The sequence below is a fragment of the Pseudomonas sp. Pseusp21 genome (assembly GCF_059492145.1).
Window position 1 is genome coordinate 2,600,056 of record NZ_CP168520.1, and the last position, 23,012, is coordinate 2,623,067.

The 23,012-nt window shown below is 61.1% G+C and carries 22 protein-coding genes and 1 riboswitch; of the genes, 8 read left to right on the top strand and 14 right to left on the bottom strand.

Going from position 1 to position 23,012, the window contains the following annotated elements; translation table 11 throughout:
- Nucleotides 1–22: 22 nt before the first annotated feature.
- Complete coding sequence (locus ACEN93_RS11705) at nt 23–652, bottom strand: alpha/beta hydrolase (protein ID WP_490843499.1); 630 nt, start codon at nt 650–652, stop codon at nt 23–25.
- A 144-nt stretch (nt 653–796) separates the two neighbouring features.
- Between ACEN93_RS11705 and ACEN93_RS11710 the strand changes: the two genes are divergently transcribed.
- On the top strand, nt 797–1,231 hold the full coding sequence (locus tag ACEN93_RS11710) for a Z-ring associated ZapG family protein (RefSeq protein ID WP_039766275.1): 435 nt from the start codon (nt 797–799) through the stop codon (nt 1,229–1,231).
- A 67-nt stretch (nt 1,232–1,298) separates the two neighbouring features.
- Here ACEN93_RS11710 and ACEN93_RS11715 read toward each other — a convergent pair whose 3' ends face one another.
- The 7 genes from ACEN93_RS11715 to ACEN93_RS11745 all read right to left on the bottom strand — a co-directional run bounded on the left by ACEN93_RS11715 (nt 1,299) and on the right by ACEN93_RS11745 (nt 11,900).
- Nucleotides 1,299–2,030, bottom strand: coding sequence for a YiaD family glycine zipper/OmpA-like lipoprotein (locus ACEN93_RS11715; RefSeq protein ID WP_007956806.1), 732 nt, complete (start codon nt 2,028–2,030; stop codon nt 1,299–1,301).
- A gap of 114 nt (nt 2,031–2,144) precedes the next feature.
- Nucleotides 2,145–2,789 carry an MBL fold metallo-hydrolase gene (locus ACEN93_RS11720; protein ID WP_074690994.1) on the bottom strand — a complete coding sequence of 215 codons (645 nt, stop codon included), beginning with the start codon at nt 2,787–2,789 and terminating at the stop codon, nt 2,145–2,147.
- Nucleotides 2,790–2,890: 101 nt separating this feature from the next.
- A complete protein-coding gene (locus ACEN93_RS11725; protein ID WP_495611435.1) occupies nt 2,891–5,626 on the bottom strand; it encodes a winged helix-turn-helix domain-containing protein in 2,736 nt (911 codons plus the stop codon).
- Between the two features lie 187 nt (nt 5,627–5,813).
- Nucleotides 5,814–7,178, bottom strand: a complete 1,365-nt coding sequence (locus ACEN93_RS11730; protein ID WP_039766281.1) for a DUF1329 domain-containing protein — start codon at nt 7,176–7,178, stop codon at nt 5,814–5,816.
- 27 nt (nt 7,179–7,205) lie between these two features.
- Nucleotides 7,206–9,095, bottom strand: coding sequence for a DUF1302 domain-containing protein (locus ACEN93_RS11735; protein WP_039766283.1), 1,890 nt, complete (start codon nt 9,093–9,095; stop codon nt 7,206–7,208).
- 336 nt (nt 9,096–9,431) lie between these two features.
- Nucleotides 9,432–11,114: a fatty acid--CoA ligase gene (locus ACEN93_RS11740; protein WP_495611436.1), complete on the bottom strand. Its 1,683-nt coding sequence runs from the start codon at nt 11,112–11,114 to the stop codon at nt 9,432–9,434.
- 156 nt (nt 11,115–11,270) lie between these two features.
- On the bottom strand, nt 11,271–11,900 hold the full coding sequence (locus tag ACEN93_RS11745) for a LysE family translocator (protein ID WP_074690992.1): 630 nt from the start codon (nt 11,898–11,900) through the stop codon (nt 11,271–11,273).
- 91 nt (nt 11,901–11,991) lie between these two features.
- On the opposite strand from ACEN93_RS11745, the gene ACEN93_RS11750 reads away from it, so the two are divergent.
- The 3 genes from ACEN93_RS11750 (at nt 11,992) to ACEN93_RS11760 (ending at nt 14,825) form a co-directional block, all read left to right on the top strand.
- Nucleotides 11,992–12,957, top strand: a complete 966-nt coding sequence (locus ACEN93_RS11750; protein WP_495611437.1) for a 2-hydroxyacid dehydrogenase — start codon at nt 11,992–11,994, stop codon at nt 12,955–12,957.
- Nucleotides 12,958–12,990: 33 nt separating this feature from the next.
- Nucleotides 12,991–13,989 carry a methyltransferase gene (locus ACEN93_RS11755; protein WP_074690990.1) on the top strand — a complete coding sequence of 333 codons (999 nt, stop codon included), beginning with the start codon at nt 12,991–12,993 and terminating at the stop codon, nt 13,987–13,989.
- Nucleotides 13,990–14,028: 39 nt separating this feature from the next.
- Nucleotides 14,029–14,153, top strand: a riboswitch (yybP-ykoY riboswitch).
- An 87-nt stretch (nt 14,154–14,240) separates the two neighbouring features.
- The gene (locus ACEN93_RS11760; protein ID WP_007956837.1) at nt 14,241–14,825 is read left to right on the top strand and encodes a TMEM165/GDT1 family protein; all 585 of its coding nucleotides are present in this window, start codon (nt 14,241–14,243) and stop codon (nt 14,823–14,825) included.
- 44 nt (nt 14,826–14,869) lie between these two features.
- Here the strand turns inward: ACEN93_RS11760 and ACEN93_RS11765 are convergent, their stop codons facing one another.
- Nucleotides 14,870–15,688, bottom strand: a complete 819-nt coding sequence (locus ACEN93_RS11765; RefSeq protein WP_039766290.1) for a M48 family metallopeptidase — start codon at nt 15,686–15,688, stop codon at nt 14,870–14,872.
- A 263-nt stretch (nt 15,689–15,951) separates the two neighbouring features.
- Here ACEN93_RS11765 and ACEN93_RS11770 point away from each other — a divergent pair, with 263 nt between their 5' ends.
- Nucleotides 15,952–18,093, top strand: a complete 2,142-nt coding sequence (locus ACEN93_RS11770) for a methyl-accepting chemotaxis protein (protein WP_495611438.1) — start codon at nt 15,952–15,954, stop codon at nt 18,091–18,093.
- 150 nt (nt 18,094–18,243) lie between these two features.
- On the opposite strand, the gene ACEN93_RS11775 is transcribed toward ACEN93_RS11770, so the two are convergent.
- The 3 genes from ACEN93_RS11775 to ACEN93_RS11785 are packed head-to-tail and all read right to left on the bottom strand — an operon-like array spanning nt 18,244 to nt 19,356.
- Nucleotides 18,244–18,867 (bottom strand): SOS response-associated peptidase, encoded by a 624-nt coding sequence (locus ACEN93_RS11775; protein ID WP_210710085.1) that lies wholly within the window; start codon nt 18,865–18,867, stop codon nt 18,244–18,246.
- 36 nt (nt 18,868–18,903) lie between these two features.
- A complete protein-coding gene (locus ACEN93_RS11780; protein WP_011335895.1) occupies nt 18,904–19,164 on the bottom strand; it encodes a putative signal transducing protein in 261 nt (86 codons plus the stop codon).
- A gap of 9 nt (nt 19,165–19,173) precedes the next feature.
- Nucleotides 19,174–19,356: a CPXCG motif-containing cysteine-rich protein gene (locus tag ACEN93_RS11785; protein WP_020799766.1), complete on the bottom strand. Its 183-nt coding sequence runs from the start codon at nt 19,354–19,356 to the stop codon at nt 19,174–19,176.
- 142 nt (nt 19,357–19,498) lie between these two features.
- Between ACEN93_RS11785 and ACEN93_RS11790 the strand changes: the two genes are divergently transcribed.
- On the top strand, nt 19,499–20,662 hold the full coding sequence (locus tag ACEN93_RS11790; protein ID WP_170929378.1) for a 1-acyl-sn-glycerol-3-phosphate acyltransferase: 1,164 nt from the start codon (nt 19,499–19,501) through the stop codon (nt 20,660–20,662).
- A gap of 49 nt (nt 20,663–20,711) precedes the next feature.
- Here ACEN93_RS11790 and ACEN93_RS11795 read toward each other — a convergent pair whose 3' ends face one another.
- Nucleotides 20,712–20,990: a hypothetical protein gene (locus tag ACEN93_RS11795; RefSeq protein WP_039766296.1), complete on the bottom strand. Its 279-nt coding sequence runs from the start codon at nt 20,988–20,990 to the stop codon at nt 20,712–20,714.
- Between the two features lie 193 nt (nt 20,991–21,183).
- On the opposite strand from ACEN93_RS11795, the gene ACEN93_RS11800 reads away from it, so the two are divergent.
- Nucleotides 21,184–21,390 (top strand): hypothetical protein, encoded by a 207-nt coding sequence (locus ACEN93_RS11800; protein ID WP_085613384.1) that lies wholly within the window; start codon nt 21,184–21,186, stop codon nt 21,388–21,390.
- A 56-nt stretch (nt 21,391–21,446) separates the two neighbouring features.
- Here the strand turns inward: ACEN93_RS11800 and ACEN93_RS11805 are convergent, their stop codons facing one another.
- Nucleotides 21,447–22,031, bottom strand: a complete 585-nt coding sequence (locus tag ACEN93_RS11805) for a YajG family lipoprotein (RefSeq protein WP_007951676.1) — start codon at nt 22,029–22,031, stop codon at nt 21,447–21,449.
- A 190-nt stretch (nt 22,032–22,221) separates the two neighbouring features.
- On the opposite strand from ACEN93_RS11805, the gene ACEN93_RS11810 reads away from it, so the two are divergent.
- Complete coding sequence (locus ACEN93_RS11810) at nt 22,222–22,455, top strand: hypothetical protein (RefSeq protein WP_039766297.1); 234 nt, start codon at nt 22,222–22,224, stop codon at nt 22,453–22,455.
- Nucleotides 22,456–23,012 lie beyond the last annotated feature (557 nt).

Genomic DNA, 23,012 nt, shown 5'->3' on the forward strand with positions numbered 1-23,012 from the left:
GTAATCGCTTGTCAGACTGCAATCAATTCGAGAGACGCGGCAGGATCAGATCCTTGAGATCGGTCAGCTTGCCATGAAAAAAGTGTCCGCATTCTGCCACTTTCAGCAGCTCATGGGGGCGCTGGAGTTTGTCAGACCAGTCGTAGACCAGCTGCGGATCGATCACTTCGTCGGTTTCCGGCTGGATCACGGTCAACTCGCCCTGCTGCGGCAGTTGATCCTGCTCGCCCAGGCGCATCACCGCCGGCGCGACCATGAACAGATGCTTGAGCTGAATGCCTTGGGCTTCGAGACGGCCGCCGAGACTTGCTGCAACAAATCCGCCGAAGGAGAAACCGAACAGGGTCAGCGGCAGATCCGGATGCTTTTCCAGCAACCAGGCGGCAGCGGCCTGGGCGTCGTCGACCTCACCAGTGCCCATGTCATGGGAACCTTCGCTGGCTCCGACGCCGCGATAGTTGAAGCGCAAGGTGATCAGGCCGGCGTCGCGTGCGGTGCGCTGCAGGGTCGAGACGACCTTGTTGAGCATGGTGCCGCCCTGCACCGGGTTGGGGTGGCAGATCAACGCGATGCCGCGTGGCTGCTCGTTGTCGAGGTACAGGCTCTCAAGTTGACCCACCGGGCCATCAATCACTACAGGGGTTTCACGCATCAGCAAGGAAGGAACTCCGTGACCTCGGATCGGGTCGACTCGTCTAGCAAATTGTCTGTGCCAGTCTATTGCGAGTGAATCGCGGTATACAGCGCAGGTTCGAGCCGTTAACGTAAAGCAAAGCCGTTTATAGAGGAAGGACTCGTGGAACACTCGCTCTTAGTTTGGTTGTTACCGACTCTTGCCCTGGTTGTGGGTGTCGCCATTGGTTTCCTGATCGCTCGCGTTGCGCCGAACGCCGCGCCAAGCCGCACGCAGCGTCAACTGGATGATATTCAGGAACGTTTCGACAGTTATCAGAACGAAGTGGTAACCCACTTCAACAGCACCGCCAATCTGGTCAAGAAACTGACCCAGAGCTATCAGGAAGTGCAGGATCACCTCGCCGAGGGCGCCAACCGCCTGGCCCTGGACGAGCAGACTCGTCAGCGTCTGCTGGCCTCGCTGCATTCCGAAGCAGCACAGGCTCCACGGGAACGCCTGACGCCACCACGGGATCAGGAACCGCCGCGTGACTACGCGCCGAAGACCCCGAACTCGCCGGGCATGCTCGACGAGCATTACGGCCTGAAGAAGTAATCAGCCTTCGCGCCAGCAAAAAGCCCCCGGACAATCACTTGTCCGGGGGCTTTTTTGTACCTGACGGTTACGGGTACTGCTGAACCGTGCCCGGTTGTTGCTGACCACCGTACTGCTGGCCCGGGATCGCCTTGAGGTTGACCTCGACGCGGCGGTTCTGCGCCCGGCCGTTGACGTCACCATTGCTGGCAATCGGATTATCCGGGCCGGCACCGCGGGCGCTCAGGTTGGCACCGCTGACGCCTTGCGAAGTCAGGTAGGTGGCCACGCTCTGCGCACGACGCTGGGACAGGTCCATGTTGTGCTGACGGCTGCCGGTGCTGTCGGTGTAGCCGACGATTTCGATCTGGTTCTGGTTGAACTCTTTGAGCGAGTTGGCCAGGTTGTTCAGCGGCTGATAGAAGCTGGAAGCGATGTTCGCCGAATCGGTGGCGAACGTGATGTTGCCCGGCATGATCAGCTTGATCTGGTCGCCCTGACGCTGCACTTCAACCCCGGTATTGGCCATGCTGGCGCGCAGTTTTTTCTCCTGCTGGTCGGCGTAGTAGCCGTAACCGGCGGCCGAGGCACCGACCACGGCCGCGCCAATCAGCGCACCCTTGCCGCGGTTGTTGTGGTCGATGGCGGCACCGGCCAGCGCGCCGGCCAAAGCACCGAGGCCACCGTATTTGGCGGTTTTGCTCATGCCCTGGGAGCCACCGTCGGCCTGACCCTGATTGTCATACGGGTTGGGCGAGGCGCAGCCGGACAAAACGGCCACGGCAGTAGCGACAATAATCAAACGACGCGTGGTGAACATGGAGTGCTCCTACATTTTGCATTCTGTGGTGCAGCGGACATTGGCAACTGGCCCGTGCGGGCGTTGGATCATGACAATGCACAAAAATTCCACTGGGCACCCGTGACAAAATGTTTAGGCACGCACAAACGGGTTCTCGCGCATTTCATCCCCCAGACGCGTATCCGGACCATGCCCGGCCACAACGGTCGCGTCTTCATCCAGGGTATACAGCCGCTGCTTGATCGATCGCACGATGGTCGCCTGATCGCCGCCCCACAAATCCGTGCGCCCTACTCCGCGACGAAACAACGTGTCGCCGGCTATCAACAGCTTAGCCTCGGAAAACCAGAAGCTCATGGAACCTGGCGTATGCCCCGGTGTGTGCAGCGCCACGCCACAGCCGCAGGCCAGCTCCTCGTCGTCGCTCAACCAGCGATCCGGTGACGGCACCGGGGTGTAGGGCACGCCGAACATCTGGCATTGCATCTCGAGGTTGTCCCACAGGAACTGATCCTCTTTGTGCAGGTGCAAGGTCGCGCCGGTCTTTTCTTTCATTTGCCCGGACGCCAGGAAGTGATCGAGGTGCGCGTGGGTGTGGATGATGCTGACCACTTTCAGGCCCAGAGCATCGAGCCGGGCCATGATCAGGTCAGGGTTGCCGCCCGGGTCGACGACGATGGCTTTTTTGGTAACTGGGTCGCCGATGATCGTGCAGTTGCACTGGAGCGGGCCGACGGGGAAGGTTTCGCGGATGAGCGCGGGATTTGCAGCGGTCATGGGGGATCCTGAACAGAAATTGAAGACAACGCGCAGAGGCCGATTTCCGCCATTTTACGTTGTTGGCTCGCAGGATGCCGACACAGCGCAAAACAGCAGATTCAGTTCAACACTCCCAGCTCTTTCGCCCGCGCCACCGCCTGCGTACGCCGTTCCACACCCAGCTTGCTGTTGATGTGACTGGCATGGGTTTTTACGGTGTGCAGCGAGATGAAAAGCTGATCGCTGATTTCCTGGTTCGAACAGCCCTGCGCGATCAACCTCAGGACGGCGAGCTCACGGCTGCTGAGCGATTCGGTCGTCGTGGATTCCGCTGCAGGGCGAGCCGGCGCTTGGGGGAAATGTTCCAGCAATTGCTGACTGGCAGCTGTCGGTGCAGTCAGTGACAGTTGCCCGCGCAACCAGTCAGCATGCTCTTTGACCAGCACATCGAAAGGCTGCAGGACGCCCCCGGACGCAGCTTCCAGTGCCTGACTCAACGCCTTGCGCGCTTCAGGCTCGCGTCCGGCTGCCAGCAGCAACGCCACTTTTTGCGTCAGTGCCATCACGCTGAGCAGTTGCCGTCCGGTTTGCTGGCCGTTCTCCAGCAGCACGTTCAATCGCCCTTCGGCGAGCATCGGTTGCCCCTGTATGACGTCCAGCAACGCCTGTTGCAGTTCGACGTGCAGAGGCAGCTGTGGATGAAATTCCGGCGGTGCCGCCGCGCGTTCACCGGTGTAGGTCTGGCCCAGTCGCGCCAGCCACGCTTCGGCCAGATCGATGCGCCCTTGGGCCAGCCACAGTTCGCATTTGACCAGGGTGATCATCGCCAGGTAGTAGATTGGCGGCACGTCCCAGATATGCATAAGACGTTCGGCCTCAGCCAGCTCGGCGAAGGCCTTGGCGAAATCTCCATTGTTTCCGTCAAGACGGGCGATCACGCAATGGCCGATCAGCACGCTGATGTCACGACAGGCCCTTGCTTCAGTCAGACCCGCCTGCAATCGCGTCCTTGCCGCCTGCGGCTGCAGCCGCATGGCCAGCAGAAAACCCTCATACAGCGTCAGTCGCGCACGCACGGCGTACAAACGCTGTGCGGACAATCCGCGCAGGCGCTCCAGCCCTTGGTGCACTTCATCGAGCGCGCGCAGGATTTCGCCGCGCGCCTGCAGGACGCGGGCACGATCATAGTGCGCCAGCGCCTCGAACAAGGGATTGCCGACGCGCTGCGCCAGTTCAAGCGACTCACGGTTCAAGCCCCGTGCACGCCACAGATCACCATCGGCAATCGCAAGATTGGACAGGGTCGACAGACACATCAGGCGCTGACCGTAACGCTTGGCCGGCAGGCTTTCCAGTGCCTCGCTGCAATACTCGATGGTCTGCTCGCGATGGCCCCGTCCACGGGCGATGATGCCTTTGAGCGCCAGCCATTGGGCGAGCATCGACTTCTGGGCGGTTGCCGATGGCGCCGGCAGAAACCGGCTCAGGTGACTGGCAAGTTCTTCGGCCGCGTCGAGTTGACAGGCCAGCCCCAACGCCCAGCTGTACAACACGATCAGGCGCGGGGTGCTGATCAGCAGGCTGTCAGGCAAGTCCATTTTCCAGCGCAGCAGCATGCCGACGTTCTGCTCGGCCAGCAGTTGTTCCTCGGACAGGTTCTGTACCAGATTGGCTGCGACATCCAGATGCCCCGCGCGCAGGGCCTGCTCCACCGCTTCATCCAGCAGGCCCTGGGCATTGAACCAGCGGCACGCGCGCAAGTGCAGCGTGGCGGCCGGGACTATCGCCCGGGTGATCGGCCGACTGCGCAACAGATCGGAAAACAGATGGTGATAGCGATACCAATGACCGTGCTCGTCCAGCGGCACCAGAAACACCTGATGCGCCAGCAGGAAACGCAGGATTTCGGCACTGTCGTGGGCTTCGCGCACAGCATCGCAAAGCTCGCTGCAAAAGCGCTCCTGCGGTGCGGTGTCATAAAGAAACGCCTGCACCTCGGCGGGCAGGCAGTCGATGACTTCCTCCAGCAGGTATTCACGGATCAGCCCTTCCCCGCCGTTCAAAGCCTGCGGCAACGCCGATTCGGTACCTGCTTCAGAAATCGCCAGCAACCAGAAACGCAACCCCGCCACCCAGCCCTCACTGCGCTGGATCAGGTTTTCCAGGGCTTCGCCGCGCAAGGAGCGGCTGTGGCGATCGAGTAACGTGAGGGCTTCGTCGTGGGTCAGGCGCAGATCCTGCTCGTGCAGTTCCAGCAACTGCCGGGACAGGCGCAGACGGGCCAGATGCCAGTCCGGGCGCTGACGGCTGGTGACCATGACCAGCAGACCATCGGGCAAATGGTTGAGGAAAAATTGCAGGCAACGATCGAGGACCGGCCCTTGGGCGAGGTGGTAATCGTCGAGTACCAGCAGCAGCGGCGAGGTCGGTAGCAGGTGCAGTGCCAGCTCATCGAGCAAGCCGTCGAGCCATTCTTCGAAGGCGAACGGCTGGTGACGCTGGCGCATTTTCAACAAACCGAGTGCGCGGCTGCCGAGTTCGGGAAAGTAGTCCTGCAGGCCCTCGAGCAAGCGTTCGAGGAAGCGTCCCGGGTCACTGTCGCGGGCGCTCAGCCCCAGCCACAAACTTTGCCAGTGCGCCGGCAGACTCTGACAGAACTCCACGGCCAGCGAGCTTTTGCCAAACCCGGCCGGGGCGCTGACCAGCAACAGACGTCCACCGAGCCCGGCTTGCAGGCGCTCGCAAAGTCGTGGTCGCAATACGTACCCATCGGGCAGCGGAGGACGGAAGAAACGTCCGTCCAGTGCCGCGACGGCAACGCTTGCGGGACCCGGAAGTGGGGACAGATCAGTCATGGCCGGCTCTTGTTCGTATGGCTGTTGGCGGCGTAGCAGATGCCCGCAGACTAGCCTTAAACGGAGCGGTTATGAAGGTCGTTGCTACAAATGGCTACAAAAAGGCTACGGAAAAACTGATAGCAAAAAAAACGCCCCGAACCAGTCGGGGCGTTTTCACGAGGATGCGGCCTCGGTTTACAGGAGCTTAGCGAACACCATCCTGACGCAGGGCGGCCGGAGTGAAGTCACTGGTGGTGGCGGTGAAGCCGAAGTCATACGCCGACTTCTCTTCGTTCTTCATGCCCAGCGCCAGGTAGCGGCCGGACTGCAGATCGTAGAGGGTTTCCAGGGCATACCACGGCACTTGCTTGTCGTAGTAGTTCTCGGCGTGCGCTTCGGCGACGCGCCACAGTTGGCCACGACCGTCGTAGTGGTCGATGACAGCGGCTTGCCAGGTGTCTTCGTCGATGAAGAAGTCACGCTTGGCGTAGATGTGACGCTGACCTTCCTTCAGGGTCGCGGTCACGTGCCAGACGCGACGCAGTTCATAACGCGCCAGATCCTGGTTGATGTGCCCGGCCTTGATGATGTCGGTGTACTTGAGTTTCGGATCGTCGAGCTTGTAGCTGTCGGAGGCGATGTACATCTCCTGCTTGCCCACCAGTTTCCAGTCGTAGCGATCCGGTGCGCCGTTGAACATGTCCAGGTTGTCGGAAGTACGCAGGCCATCCGCCGCAGTACCCGGGCCGTCATACGACACTTGCGGTGCGCGACGCACACGACGCTGACCGGCGTTGTAGACCCACGCCGAACGCGGTTCCTTCACCTGGTCGAGGGTTTCGTGCACCAGCAGCACGCCACCGGCCAGACGTGCCGGCGCGGTCACTTTCTGCTTGAAGTAGAACAGGATGTTGCCCGGGTTCGCCGGATCGTAATCCTTCATCTTGTCGCGGAACACGAACTGGTCCTGGAAGTACACCAGGCTGAACGAGCCGTTCGGTTGCGGCGTGGCCTGGGTCACCAGACGCGTCACGCTGCCGCCGCGATAGCGGGTGATGTGGTTCCAGATGACTTCCACACCGGTTTTCGGAATCGGGAATGGCACGGCGGTATCGAAGTTTTCCAGGCCGTTGCCGCCCGACACCAGGGTCGTGGTGGTGGCGTTCTTCTTGATGGCTGCGAACACGGCATCCGGCACGGTGGCACCGCGATGGGACGGATAGACCGGCATCTTGAAGGTGTCGGGATAGCGCTGGAACATCGCGTACTGGCCCGGCGCGAGCTTGGCCTTGTACTGATCGACGTTCTGCTTGGTGATGGTGAACAGCGGTTTCTCACTGGCGTACGGATCGGACAGGAAGCCTTTACTGTCGACGGTGCCGGCATTCTTCGGCATCGGTTTCCAGGCCGGGATCGAACCGTCGGCGTTACCGGCCATTTCGGCGCCCATCGGGGTCAGGCTCTTGCCCAGCTTGTCCGCTTCGGCGGCAGGCACCGCCGCCATGACGCCGGTCGCCAGCAGCGACAGGCTCAGAACACCGGCGTGGAACAGACTCTTTGTTATTTTCATAAATTCGTTCGTCCTGAAATGCAGTGCTTAGAAGTTCACGCCGAGGCTGAGCGCCACGAAATCGCGGTCATCCACGGTGGTGTACTTGCCGTCGAAGAAGTTGGTGTACGCCAGGCTCGCGGTGTAGGTGTTCTGATACTCGGCATCGACGCCCAGACTGACGGCCTTGCGACCTTCCTCGAAGTTGCCGCCAGGGCCTGGCGAGTAGCCGCTGACGTCGTGGGACCAGGCCACGTTCGGCTTGAGGTTCACACCGGCGAAGACATCGTTGTATTCCCAGATCGCACGGCCGCGGTAGCCCCAGGACATCGACGTGGTGAAACCGTCGTTGTCGCAATTGCGGCTGCGGTTGTTCTGCGGCGAACCTGGTCCGGCGCCGTTGATGGTGCCGTTGTTGAGGATGTTGACGCAGGTGTTGGTGGTACCGGTGGCTGGCAGCTCGCCCGGGCCATAGACCGGATCGCGGCCATAGCGCTTGTCGGATCGGCTTTCGAGGCCGCCCACATAAGTCATGCCCACTTCACCCACGAGGGTCAGACGGCTGGCGCCCATGACCTGATCGAAGAAGTGCGTGAAGGTGGTTTGCAGTTGAGTGATTTCCTTGCGCTCGTAGCCATGCAGATCCTGACCCGGCACGCCATTGAGCAGCGATGCGTTGGCGTAAGGGCCACCCAGTGGACGCACACCGGCGAACAGGATGTCGGTGGAGTTCAGTTGCACCGGTGCATTCGGGCGATAGCTGATCTCACCGCTCCACGCCGTACCGGTAGGCAAGGTGGTGGAGAAGCTCAGACCGTAGAGGCGGATGTCTTCAGGGTATTCGACGAAGTACTTCGAGTTGCCCGCGACCAACAGTGGCCCGAGCGCCTGAAACGGGCCTGGCAATGCGGCTACGGTGTTGTACACCGACTGCGGCGCACCGGTGGCACTGAAGATCGGCGCCCGGCTGTGGTAGTTCATGAAATAGGCACCGAATTCGGTGTCCAGCGGTTCGAACATGTACTTGAGGGACGCGCCCCACTGGCCGCTGTCGCGCGCATCGCGATCGCCGCCGCGCGGCACCAGCACGCCTTCTTCATTGACGTTGACGCCGTTGGCCGCCAATGGCCCCAGGGCAATGGCCGGGATCTGCGAGCGCTTGTTCAGCACCCGCAGGTTGTCGGTGCAACCGTCGGCAATGATGTCCGGCTGGGAGAAGAACGTACCGCAGTTGTCGACGACGGTCTGGTCCCACTCCAGCTGATAGAAGGCTTCTGCCGACAGGTTGTCGGTCAGGCTCTGGGACACGTAGAACATGTTGACCGGGATCAGGCCTTCCTTGATCTCGGCGCCCGGACGACGGAAAGCGGAAACGTCGATCGGGTTGATCGAGTTGATGCCGCCGCCGATGAAGGTACTTTCACCCCAGCTCACCACCTGTTTGCCCAGACGCACGGAGCCCGGCTGATCGGCAATCGCGTAGTTGTGGTAGACGAAGGCGTCGAGGATCTGACCGCCGGCGGACTTGGCGCCTTCCTTGCGGTTGCTGTCGCTGATGTCCTTGAACTCGCGGCTCTCGTCCTTCAGTTCGAAGTCGTACCAGTATTTGCCTCGGACGAACACGCCGGTGTCGCCGTATTTCAGTTCGAGGTCATGGATGCCCTTGAAGATCTTCGAGAAGGTTTCGCCGCTCTTGAAATTGGCATGGCCGTCGTCGGAAGTCTGGGACAGACCGTGACCGCCGTTGTTGACGCCGATGAGGTTCTTGTTCGGGCTCTGGGTGGACCAGCTGGCACCGATCGACAGGGAGGAGTCGAACTGGCCTTCGATTTCACCGACGTTGAAACTGACGCCGAATGCGGGCCCGGCGAGCGAAGAAGCAAGACTGACGGCCAGAGGCAGCTTTGCCCGGCGCCAGAACTGGTTTACTGAGGTCATCGACGCTACTCCATGTGCATTATTGTTATGGCAGTGAGTACTTTTAAAAACGCCTGAAGGACCGGGTGCCAGAGGCTTCCCGAAATCGCTTCAATGTTGCATCGCCCCGTTTGTGCGTGTGCCCCGTTCTTAAAAATCCTTGAGCGGACTATAGCCAGCAGGTGGTACTGCTTGATCCCTCTAAAGTGTGATTTGCAGCTGCCGGCCACTCTGGAACAGTCCTTTCGCCAGTCCGACACATGTCGGCACGGCAAGGATGGCTGAAAATTCGAATTTCACAAGCCAAGCGCTTGCTTGGTGGGTCTGGCGCGCCGTTTTCGGCGCGCCAGCGGACGCTCAGAGCGTCGAGAGGAAGGTGCTGTTGTTGGCCTGCCATTCGGTGATGTCGAGGCGGATGCGCTTCTTGTCGAGCTTGCCGACACTGGTCTTGGGAATTTCAGTAACAAGCGCGATCTGGCTTGGTATCGCCCACTTGCTCAAGTGCCCCAGTTCAACGAACGGCTTGAGGTGTTCCTTCAGCTCGCGCGCCCCGATGGCGTGACCTTCACGAACCACCAGCAAGGCAAACGGACGCTCGCCCCACTGCGGATCGGCGATCCCCACCACTGCTACTTCACGTACCGCGACGTGACGACTGATCAGGTCTTCGAGGTCCAGCGAGGAGATCCATTCGCCGCCGGTCTTGATCACGTCCTTGATCCGGTCGCGGATGTCGATCACACCCATGGCGTCGAGCGTCGCCACGTCGCCGGTGTGCAGCCAGCCGCCGGCCCACAGCTCGGCGCCCTTCTGCGGTTCGTTGAAGTAACCCTCGGTCAGCCACGGTGCGCGCAGTACCAGTTCGCCCTGGGTCTCGCCGTCGGCCGGGAGGAAATTGCCTTCGGTATCGACAATCGCCGCTTCGACCAATGGCCCCGGCACGCCGGCCTTGATCCGATAGGTGGTGCGCTCGTCTTCGGTGCCCGCCATCAACTCATCATTCAGATGCGCGCACGAAACCAGTGGCCCGGTTTCCGACATGCCGTAAGCAGCCGTCAGTTGAATGCCCTTGCTCTTGGCCGTTTCGTAAAGCGTGCGATTGAGCGCACTGCCGCCGATGACGATTTTCCAGCCGCCGAAATCGGTGCCCTGCGCGCCCTTGGCATTGAGCACCATCTGCAGGATGGTCGGCACGCAATGGGAGAACGTGACCTTTTCCTTGCGCCACAACTCGACCAGGAATTCCGGGTCGTAACGCCCCGGATAAACCTGCTTGAGCCCGAGCATGGTCGCCACATACGGCAGACCCCACGCATGCACGTGGAACATCGGGGTGATCGGCATGTACACGTCGTTGGTGCCCAGCAGCCGCACGCTGTCGATGGCGCCCATGATGGTCGACACGCCCATGGTGTGCAGCACCAGTTGCCGATGGGTGAAGTACACGCCTTTCGGATTGCCGGTGGTGCCCGTGGTGTAAAACGTGGTGGCGACCGAGTTCTCGTCGAAATCCTGAAAGTCGTACTGCGGACTCGCGGCCGCCAGCAGTTGCTCGTACTCGCCGACCAGATTCGGCAGATCGGCGGTTTTTTCCGGCAGATCGGTCAGCAGCAGGGTTTTCTCCACCGTGGACAGGTGTGGCGCAATAGCCTGGTACAGCCCGACGAACTCGCTGTTGACCAGCACGAAGCGGTCCTCGGCGTGGTTCATGGTGTAGAGGATCTGCTCCGGCGACAGGCGCACGTTGATGGTGTGGATCACCGCGCCGATCATCGGAATCGCAAACATGCACTCCAGGTATCGATGGCTGTCCCAGTCCATCACCGCCACGGTGTCACCGGCCTTGACCCCGGCCGCCGTCAGTACGTTGGCCAGCCGCGCGACCCGCTCGATCAGGGTCGGATAGCTGTAGCGCAGCTGGTCACGGTAGATGATCTCGCGGGTTTTCTCGTAACGGGCACCGGACATCAGCAGCCGTTTAATCAGCAGTGGATACTGGTACGCCCCTTCGGCGGGCGGAATGACGCGAGTCTGCAACATAAGAATCCCTTTTCTGACTGCACGGTGTTGGCTTTGGAGTTTCGTACTCTAGAACCGTTATACGTCAGCCAAATCAGCCAAAGGAATGATTTGCAGAGCCGTACAAATGCTAGCTTTGCGCCAGCATTTGCCGAAACAGATGACAGCGCAGAAGGATCAATGCATCTCGGTGAACGCGAGTTTCACGCCGATGGCGATCAGCACCGCGCCCATGGTGCGGTCGAACCAGTGGCCCATGCGGGCGAAACCGGCGCGCACGCGCTGCTGGCTGAACAACATCGCTACCAGGCAGAACCAGGTGGCGGTCGCGGCGGCCAGATAAATGCCGTAACCGGCCTGTACTGTCAGCGGTGTGTGCGGGTTGATCACCACGGTGAACAACGACAGGAAGAACAGCGTGGCTTTCGGGTTCAGGCCGTTGGTCACGAAACCCGAAGTGAACGCGCCACGTGCGGTGCGCTCGCCGGCCTCTTTGTGCAGATCATCGGTCACGGTTTTCGCCGGTTGCGCACGCAGGGCCTTGAAGCCGATGTACAGCAGGTACGCGGCCGCCGCCCATTTCAGGGCGTTGAACAACACGATTGATTGGGAAACGATCAGGCCGATCCCCAGCAAGGAATAACCGACGTGCAGGAAAATCGCCGTGCCCACGCCCAACGCGGTCCAGGTCCCGGCGCGTCGACCATGGGTCACGCTTTCACGCACCACCACGGCAAAATCAGGACCGGGGCTGGCGACGGCCAGCAGGTGAATCAGGGCAACGGTCAAGAATTCGGTCCAGTACATGGGGGCTCCTTTCGGCCAAGCGTAACGAATTGTTTCATCTGGTAGGCTCGGCAGATTACGCCTTCCCTTCAAAGCACGACAGGTACAGTTGATGACGAACGCCCACCGCGCCGTATTCCTCGATCACCCTTCGCTGGATCTTGGCGATCTCGATCTGAGCCCTTTGCGTGACTGCTTCAGCGGTCTGCAACTGTTCGCCCAGACGCTGCCTGCGCAAGTGAGCGAGCGCCTGCAAGGTGCAACCGTGGCGATCAGCAACAAGATCCTGATCGACGCCGCCGCCATGGCCGCCAACCCACAGCTGAAGCTGATCCTGATCACCGCCACCGGGACCAACAACGTCGATCTGGCCGCCGCCCGCGCCCATGGGATCACAGTGTGCAACTGTCAGGGTTACGGCACCCCGTCGGTGGCGCAGCACACGATCATGCTGCTGCTCAATCTCGCCACGCGCCTGGCCGATTATCAGAAAGCCGTCGGCGAAGGACGCTGGCAGCAGGCGAAACAGTTCTGCCTGCTGGACTACCCGATCGTCGAGCTGGAAGGCAAAACCCTCGGTCTGCTTGGACACGGCGAACTCGGCGGCGCGGTCGCGCGTCTGGCCGAAGCCTTCGGCATGCGCGTGCTGCTGGGACAGATTCCGGGGCGACCGGCCCGTCCGGATCGCCTGCCGCTGGAAGAGTTGCTGCCGAAGATCGACGCTCTCACCCTGCACTGCCCGCTCAACGAACACACCCGCCACTTCATCGGCGCCCGCGAACTCGCCGCGATGAAACCCGGCGCCTTCGTGGTCAACACCGCCCGTGGCGGGCTGATCGACGAACAGGCCCTGGCCGACGCCTTGCGCAGCGGTCATCTGGGCGGCGCGGCCACCGATGTGTTGAGCGTCGAGCCGCCGACCAACGGCAATCCGCTGCTGGCTGCCGATATCCCGCGCCTGATCGTCACCCCGCACAACGCCTGGGGCAGCCGCGAGGCGCGGCAGCGAATCGTCGGCCAACTGGTGGAAAACACCCAGGCGTTCTACAGCGGTAAGGCGCTGCGGGTCGTCAGTTGATAAACTGCGGCACTTTTTTTCACAGGAGCAGTTATGGATCCGCGCAGTGAAGTACTGCTTCGTCAGGCCGAGTTATTCCAGGGTTCGGTGTTGCTGGCCGGTTTGCCTGCCGATGATCTGCTGGGGCGCCTGCCCGAGGCGTTTGGCTGGTGCTGGCACGCAGGCGATCAGGCCGCGCTCGAAGCCCGCTTCGAAGGCCGCAGCCATTTTGGCGTGAACGTGCCGGAACGCGAATTCACCAACGCCGTGGTGTTCCTGCCCAAGGCCAAGGACCTGACCGATTACATCCTCAATGCCGTGGCTTCACGCCTGGCCGGGCGCGAGGTGTATCTGGTCGGGGAAAAACGCAGCGGCATTGAAGGCGCCTCCAAACAGCTCAACCCGTTCGGCAAGCCGCGCAAGCTCGACAGCGCGCGCCATTGCCAGTTGTGGCAAGTGACCGTGGCCAACGCCCCGCAAGCCAAGCCGCTGGAAAGCCTGGCGCAGACCTACGAATTGCCGCTGGCCGAAGGCCCGTTGAAAGTCATCAGTCTGCCGGGCGTATTCAGCCACGGCCGACTGGATCGCGGCAGCGCCCTGCTGCTGGAACATCTGGACAAACTGCCGAGCGGCCATCTGCTGGACTTTGGTTGCGGCGCCGGCGTGCTGGGTGCGGCGGTCAAGCGTCGTTACCCGCACAATCAGGTCACCTTGCTCGACGTTGATGCCTTCGCTGCCGCCAGCAGCCGTTTGACCCTGGCGGCCAATGGTCTGGAAGCCGAGGTGCTGACCGGTGACGGCATCGACGCCGCGCCGATGGGTTTGAACGCGATTCTGAGCAACCCGCCGTTCCATGTCGGTGTGCATACCGATTATTTCGCTACCGAAAACTTGCTACGAAAAGCGGCCAAACATCTGAAAAACGGCGGCGAACTTCGCTTGGTTGCCAACAGCTTCCTGAAATATCAACCGCTGATCGAAGAGCATCTCGGGGTCTGTGCGATCAAGGCCGAAGGCAATGGATTCCGGATTTACCGGGCCAAGCGCGGCTGAAAATTAGCACTTGCCGAATGGATTCCGCCTAGGCAGAATCCGCTCCGTCCTAGGGGAGTAGTCTCCCACGAGCGCCATGCTCGTCCGGCATACGTCAACATACTTGATCCTCAGATCATGGCGTATGCGACCCAAGCGTCCGCAGCAGACGGATCGCAGGGTTTGACAAGACCTATGACACGCACACCTTACCCGGGGCGGGAAGGCTGTACGTGTCATAGCCGTGTCGACCCGCCCCTTAGGAAATCCTGATGCTGGACTCGTTACTCGTTCCCACCGCAATCGTTGCCTTGGCCGAAATCGGCGACAAGACGCAACTGCTCGCGCTGATTCTCGCCGCTCGCTTCCGCAAACCCTGGCCGATCATCGCCGGTATCGTAGCTGCGACCCTGGCCAACCACGCGGCAGCCGGTGCGGTCGGCGCCTGGTTCGGCAGCTTCTTCTCCGATTCGGTCCTGCACTGGATTCTCGCCGCGAGCTTCGCCGCCACCGCCCTGTGGACGCTGGTGCCGGACAAGATGGACGACGATGAAGCCAGCACCGCCCGCAAGTTCGGGCCATTCCTGACCACGCTGATTGCGTTCTTCCTCGCGGAAATCGGTGACAAGACCCAGATCGCTACCGTGATGCTGGCGGCGCAATACCCGGAGCTGTGGCTGGTGATCATCGGCACCACGGCGGGCATGCTGATCGCCAACGTGCCGGTGGTACTGGCGGGTAATTTTGCGGCAGAGAAACTGCCACTGACCCTGATCCGTCGACTGGCGGCCTCGGCGTTCCTGATCCTGGCGATTGTCGCGGTGTACAAGGCGATGCAGAGCAGCGGCTGGGTTTGATCCGGCAGATCGCTCCCGCACCGAGTGCGGGAGCGATCATGGTTTCAGGACTTGGGCGCTTTCTCGTAAAGCGGCATGACCTTCGGAATCGCCGCCTGCAACGCAGCCGTGCGGCTGCTGGAAGACGGGTGAGTGCTCATGAACTCCGGCGGCGCGCCTTCAGAGGCCTTGCTCATCTTGTCCCACAAAGTGATGGCGGCGTTCGGGTTGTACCCGGCACGCGCGGCCAGTTCCAGACCGATCAGGTCGGCCTCGTTCTCGTTGGCACGGCTGTTGGGCAGCGTCATGCCGTAGTTGGCCACGGTGTCGGCCAGCGCCAGGCTGTCCTGACCCAGGCCGAGCAACGCACCGGCGCCCTGCTTGGCCATTTCGATGCCATAGGCTTTGGACATCGCTTCACGACCGTGCTCGCGCAAGGCGTGGGCGATTTCATGGCCCATGACTGCGGCGATTTCATCGTCAGTGAGTTTCAGGCTGTCGATCAGCCCGGTGTAGAAAATGATCTTGCCGCCAGGCCCGCAGTTGGCGTTGAGCTCGTCGCTCTTGATCAGATTCACTTCCCATTTCCACTGCGCCGCATCCGGACGGAAGTTCGGTGCCTGGGCAATCAAGCGGTTGGCAATCGCCTGAACACGCTTGGCATCGTTGCTGGTCTTGTCCAGTACGCCTTTGCTGGACGCCTCGCCCACGGTCTTCTGATAGGACTGGGCATACATCTGGTCGACCTCTTGCGAGGACAGCATGCTGAACATGTACTGCTTGCGTTCCACGCCCACGGCACCGCCGCTGGTGGTGTTGACCGACTGACAACCGGCCAGCAACAGCGCTGCGCTCAGTGCACTTACAACCAATGTCTTGTTCATTCAAAAGCTCCCTGAAAACCTGTCGCGTATCCTAGGCGGGTAATTGTATCGGCGCCAGATACAACGGACGTGATGCACCTGTTTTCAGAACACGCCCGCCAACCCTGCAGGAAAAAATTCACATCCACCGCCGAGCCCGCTGCAACTGCGTCGTGCACTGGTCCATTTGCGACATCCGGCTGTAATCACTTGCTCCGCACCTCATGGCGCAATAGTGGCTGCCGATACAACAGCGCAGACGTCCTCTCGCGTGCGGAGCTCCCATGAAGTTCAAGTCGATCCAGTTTTCCGTGGCCGCCCTGGCCGGCGCCATCGTACTCAGCGTGGTCGCCGCGCTAGTGCTGTATGCGCTGTTCTCCGGTGCCCGCACCCAGGAAATGGTCCAGCAACGGACCCAGGCCCAGTTCGAGCAAGTCATCGAACAGCGCCTGACCTCGCTGGCGCAGACTCAGGTCAGCCAGATCCAGCGCGAACTCGAAGCGCCGCTGCTGATTGCCGGCGGACTGGTACGGGTCAACGCCCTCCTCGGCACACCGGGCGCCGACGGCCAGCCGCGACTGACCGTCAGCCGTGAGCAACTGATCAGCCTGATCAAGGAAAACGTCGAGAAGAATCCGAAGATTCTCGGCACTTACATCGGCTGGGAAAAAAACGCACTGGATCACAATGACGCGGCCTACGTCGGCACCCAGGTTGTCGGGATTGATCCTGGCAACGGGCGCTTCCTGCCGTGGTGGTTTCGCAATGACGACGGCACCCTGGGCCTGGACAAACTGGTGGACGTCGACGACCAGAAAGTCCTGTCCACCGGCGTGCGCGCCAGCGAGTACTACCTGTGCTCGAAAGAAACCAAAAAATCCTGCGTGATCGATCCGGCCCCGTACAAGGTCGGCGACAAGATCGTCATGCTCGCCTCCTTTATCGAACCGATCATGCTCAACGGCGCCTTCCAGGGCATCGTCGGCGCCGATCTGTCGGTGAACTTCATCCAGGAAATGCTCCTGAGCGCCAACCAGAAACTGTACAGCGGCGCCGGGCAAATGGCCCTGATCGGCGGCAACGGCCGGATCGTCGCCTACACCAAGGACCCGAGCAAATTCGGCGAGAAGGTCAGCGACATCCTCGACGCCCAGCAGATTGCCAACATGGCCAATCTCAAGCGCGGCGAAGTGACGTACACCGTCAATAAAGAGCAAGGCCGGATCGAGTTGTACCTGCCGTTCGGCATCGGCCAGACCGACGCGCGCTGGACGCTGATGCTGCAACTGCCGCTCGACGCGGTGATGGCCGATCTGCAAAAGCTGCAAGGCGACCTCGATGCCCAGCGCAAATCCGACACCTTCGGCATGGCCATGGTCGGTCTGATCATTGCCGGCCTCGGCCTGCTGGTGATCTGGCTGGTGGGCCACGGCATCGCCCGTCCGCTCAAACAGATGGTGACCATGCTCGATGACATCGCCCAGGGCGAAGGTGATCTGACCCGTCGTTTGACCAGTGATCGCAAAGACGAACTCGGTTCAATCGCCAAAGGTTTCAATACCTTCCTCGCCAAATTGCAGGGGATGATCACGCAGGTGGTGTCGTCGGTGCAGAGCGTCAGCGATTCCTCGGAGCACACGGCGGACATCGCGATCCGTACCAATATCGGCATTCAGAAGCAGATGGCCGAGATCGATCAGGTCGCCACCGCCGTGCAGGAAATGACCGCCACCGCGCAAGACGTGGCACGCAACGCGACCCAGGCCGCGCAAGCGGCCAGCCACGCCGATCAGGCAGCCAGTCAGGGCATGCAGATCGTGCGCGACACCTCCCATTCGATTGGCGTGCTGGCCGTGGAAATCGGCAAGGCCGTGGACGTGGTGCAGACCCTGGCCAAGGACAGCGAAAACATCAACGCGATCCTGATCGCCATTCGCGGGATCGCCGAGCAGACCAACCTGCTGGCCCTCAACGCGGCGATCGAAGCGGCCCGTGCTGGTGAACAAGGACGCGGTTTTGCGGTGGTGGCCGACGAGGTGCGCAACCTGGCACAGAAAACCCAGAAAGCCACCGAAGAAATCCAGAGCATGATCCAGCAACTGCAACAGGGCACCCGCGATGTGGTGCGGGTCATGGAAGACAGCCAGAACCGCACCGACGAAAGCGTGCAGCACGCAGCCAAGGCAGCCGAGGCGCTGGAGACCATTACTCAGGCGGTATCGGTGATCAACGACATGAACACCCAGATCGCCAGCGCCGCCGAAGAACAGAGCGCGGTGGCCGACGACATCAACCGCAACGTGATCAACATCGGTCAGGTGGCCAATGAGGTGGCCGGTGGTGCGGATGAATCGAGTTCGGCGAGTGCGGATCTGACCAAACTGGCGGAGCAGCAGCGGCGGTTGATCAACCAGTTCAAGGTCTAGCCGACAGTGATCGTTCCCACGTCGAGGCGTCGAACCGTCCGCGTGGGAATGCCTCAACGGACGCTCCGCGTTCGGCTCTGGATCTGGGGCGCGGAGCGCCCCGGGCTGCATTCCCACGCGGAGCGTGGGAACGATCGAAGGTCTGACCGATCAGGCCGGGGTCAGGCACTCCGGCCCGTTGAGCTTCGGATCATTGACCAGGTTCGCCAGCACCCGCTCGCGCAGGGTGGCAGGTTCACTGGCGAGCAGGCCTTGCAGGACATGCAACGGCGTTTCAGGATCAAGCCATGCCGCCTGCCCCGCCTCATCGAGAATCAACGGCCGGCGCTGACTGGCCGCCGACTGAGTGATCACCGCCGTGCTCAGCCAGACTTGTTCCTGCACCGGATACGCCTCCCAGATCGCCGCAAAAAACAACGAAGCCCCCTCTCCCGGTGTCAGCCAGTACGGCCGCTTGCGCACGTTGCCGCGCCATTCGTAAAACCCGTTGGCCGGCAGCAGGCAACGACGCAGGCGCAGGGCTTCACGGAACATCGGCTGTTCGGCGACGGTTTCGGCCCGGGCATGAGCCGGCGTGCGCGACATGTCGGTCAGCCACGGCGGTGTCAGCCCCCAACGGGCACGGGCCAGCGTGCGCTGGCCGTCGGGTTCGGCGCGCAGCATCAACACCGAATCGTTGGGGGAAATGTTCCACTGCGCCTGCTGATCGGCAGGAAAACCTGGCAGGCTCGCGAAATCGCGGTTCCAGCGAAACAGGGCATAACGTCCACACATGGGGCAGCACGACTCACAAATAAAACGAACGCCAGCCTAACAGACCAGCGTCCCGGGATAGCTGTCCGGTTCATCGCCGGGCAGCGGCAGCGCGGCATTGTACGCACTGATCAGCTCGCGGGCGTATTCGGCCTGGTCGTTATCGACCGACAGGCCCAGCAGTCCGAAGATCGGCAACTCCCCCGTGCCGCCCAGCAGATCGCGTCCGACCAGATGCGCCTCGATGCCCTCGCTGGCGAGCATGCCCTTGAGCATTTCGCCTTCCATCAGGTTTTCCGGCTCGTAGATTCGCTGCATGGGCGCGCCTCACTCGTTTTCGCTGAAGACTTCCAGAAACCAGTCCTCTCCATGGACCTGCAACACAAAGGTGATCGGCCGACAACACACCTGACAGTCTTCAATATAGGTCTGGTCGCCACCGGAGAGATCCACCGTCGTCTCGACCTCTTCACCACAATACGGACATTCATATAGTGCGCTTTCCAGCATCGCGGTCTCCCGGGTGACTTGTGCGTATAATCGCCGGTCTATTTGCAGGGCTATTTTTGTCTGGCTACTTTTTCAGACCGTGCCCCGTTGGTTTTCGATCAAAACCTTTACTTACCCTAGCCGTTTCCAACAAGAGAGCATGATGGGCGAATTCGATGCCATCCGACCTTACGACGACAGCGAAGTACCTGCGGTACTGGCGCGACTGCTCGGCGACAAGGCGTTTCTAGATATCCTCACCCACTTCCGCTTCCCGCGTTTTGCCGGTGCCTTCGGCTGGATGCTCAAACCACTTATAGCCCATCGGCTGCGTCGTGAGTTTGCCGACGTGACCTCCGTGGCCACTTTGCAGGACAAGGTCGAGTTCTACGTCGATCACACCATCGAGCGCGCCACCGACGGCGTGACCTACACCGGTGTCGAGCAATTCAAGTCCGGCAGCGCTTATCTGTTCATCGCCAACCACCGCGACATCGTGATGGACCCGGCCTTCGTCAACTACGCCGTGTACCACGCAGGCCTGCCGACGCCGCGCATCGCGATTGGCGATAACTTGCTGCAAAAGCCGTTCGTCAGCGACCTGATGCGCTTGAACAAGAGCTTCATCGTTCATCGCTCGATCACCGGGCGCCGCGAGAAAATGGCCGCGTATCAACTGCTGTCGGCGTACATCAACCACTCGATCCGCAACGATTGCGCCTCGATCTGGATCGCCCAGGCTGAAGGCCGCGCGAAGGACGGCGACGACCGTACCGAGTCGGCGATCCTCAAGATGTTCCACATGAGTCGCAAGGACGAGCCGTTCGGCGAAGTCATTCAGTCGCTGAACCTGACCCCGGTGTCGATCAGCTACGAATACGACCCGTGCGATCAGGCCAAGGCCCGCGAGCTGTACATCCGCGCCACCACCGGAACCTACAGCAAGGCGCCGGGCGAGGATGACGTGAGCATCGCCAAGGGCATCACCGGCTACAAGGGCCGGGTGCACGTGAACTTCGCCGCGCCGATCACCGAGCTGTTCGAGGACACCAAGCAATTGGCGGTCGAGATGGACAAGCAGATTCTCGGCGGCTACCGGTTGTTCCCGGTGCATTACCTGGCGTACGCGCAGTGGGCGGATGCCGATCCGCAATTGAACGTGCCGAAGGCTGCCGAGGTGTTTGGCGCCGAGGAACTGGCCAAGGCCCAGGAAGAATGGCAGAACCGTCTCGACGCCTGCCCCGAGGAGCATCGTCCGTATCTGGTGCTGCAATATGCGACGCCGGTGCGCAATCAGTACCGGGTCAAGGCTGGACTGCCGCTGTAAGCGGTGTCGGCCGGATACAAGAACGGCGCCTTCGGGCGCCGTTCTTCGTTCAGAAGCGGGTACTGATCCAGGACACCAGCAGCGCCAGGCCCAGGCAGGCAAAACCGAAGCGGTAGAAGAAGCGGTTCATGCGCAGGGTCGCCCAATCGAGCACCGGCTCCCGATCGGGTTGGTTCTGGCGCTGGGCTGCGATACTGGCCATCGCCCTTTGTTCACGGCGACGGGTCGCGTGCAGCAGCCAACTGCCGGGAAAGGCCAACAGCAGGGCCAGCAGATTGATCAGTTTGGCGGGATGGGCGGTAAACAGCGTCATCAAGTGCAGCGACATCACAGACCTCAATCTAAACCGGTATGGCGAACGCCAGACCGACGACCGCGGCGCGGATTCTACCGAAACACTCCCTGACTGCCCTACCCTTTACGACAAATAACCCATCAATCGACCGATGGCTGTCCTGTGTCACGGCATCGTCATTAGTTTCAGTCACCCTGCGCGCCTCGAAACCGACACGGAACGCGACATGCTTCACGCTGAAAACCAGGATCGCCTGTACCTCATCTCTCCGTCCGACGAGCAGCAAGCCCTCGTCGGCAGCCTGGCCTTCAATGTTCAGGACCGTCACTGGCTGGTGTATTGCGCCCTCGGCGGGCACCAGCATGCAGACTTGCCCGAGACCGATCTGCTGACCGGCGTCAGCGTCCTCGACTTCTATTCACAAGCCGCCTGAACGAAAAAGCCCGGAGCCATCACTGGCCCCGGGCTTTTTTCGCAGCAACCGAATACTTACTCGGCGAGGACCTGACCCACGGTCGGATCCTTGAACAGACGGGTCAGCGCATCGCTCAGCACATCGCTGACCAGTTTGGTGTTGGTTTCCTGGTTCGGCGCCATGCCGAAACGCTGATCCAGCGAGGCACCGTAACGGCCGCTGTAGCGACGGTTGGCGTTCTGCACGTCGGAGCGGAAGGTGGCGCCGATGGTGGCTTCGGTCACGTACATGCCTTCTTTGGGCGACTGGTACTTCAGTTCGGCCAAAGTCACGGTCAACTGCGGTGCATTGGGCGCGTTGTTGGTCGGGGTGAACCCGAGCAGACGCACGGCGGCTTCAGCCTGGGCCTGCAGCTTCGGCAGGATCTGCTCGCGCTGCACGGTGATGGCGCTGGTTTCCGGGTACAGGCCGCCACGGGTGCCGAGGGTTGGCGACGGACGACCGTCGACCACGCGAACCACGACAGGCTGGCCATGGCCGACCGGTGCCAGCTGAGTGGTCAGCTTCGGTTCCGGGCTCAGTTGTTGCGGGCTGTGGGCGCAGCCAACCAGGGTCAAACTGGTCACAGTGATCAAACCGAACAACAGGCGTTGCAACATGCTCTTCTCTCCAGAATCAGGCACAGACAGGCCGGCAGTATAGCGGTGGGCCACTGTGGGTCACCAGCACTGAAATCTCTGACAAAACCCGCTGCCAGCGGTTCCTGTCACACATTCGTCACCCCCCATACACGTGCGCGTCACGGCCCTTTGCCAATCTTCCTCACAGATCCCCAAAAGGAGCACTGCCATGCGCTATCTGATCTCGTTGTTCGCCCCACGCCCACTGCACCGCAGCTTCGCCCTGCTCGACCGCAACGGCCATTGCCAGGCCTTCAAGCAATGCAGCCTGCAACCAATGGGTGACGGCTGGGTGGAAATCGAGGAAATCCGTCTCAACTGGCTGCACCAGCCACTGCCCGCCAGCGCCCGGGTCGAACAGCAGCGCCCACGCGCACGGGCTCAGGCGATGTTGAGCATCTGACCGGATGCCTAATAAAAGTCATTAAACTCGACCAACTCCGCGCATTTCTTCGATACAATCTCCCCCCGATTATAAGGACGTCTCCTGATCGGGCCCCGCAACAGCGTCAATGCGCTTGCATTGGCATCCAAATCGCCCACAGAGAGCCGCCCACACAGATCGAGTGAAGCTGGCGTGCTTGCTGTTTCCCTGGCAAATCCCGCTTTTCGCGAATCTGCAGAGCTGTCATGACGCTCGGCCACTGAGTTGTTTGCCCCTCCGGGCACGGTGCCAGCCCCGGACAGCCCTTTTTGAGGTTCACGTCTTCAAAAGAGCGTGAAAAAAACGGGTTTTCACAACTTCACAAGAGTGTGGCGAGCAAATGAATAGTTTTGCGTCTGAACATGCACCATTAGCGTCTGAAACAGCCCAACGACACAGGAACGGGAACGCCTCGACTACCGGAGCCTGAAGCCTGTCCGCTACGGATTTGGTTGCACAAACGGATGTCTCGACCATAAGTCGAATTGCCAGCCCCGTGCCGAAATGAGTTCATGGGACTCTTGAAGCCAGGCCGC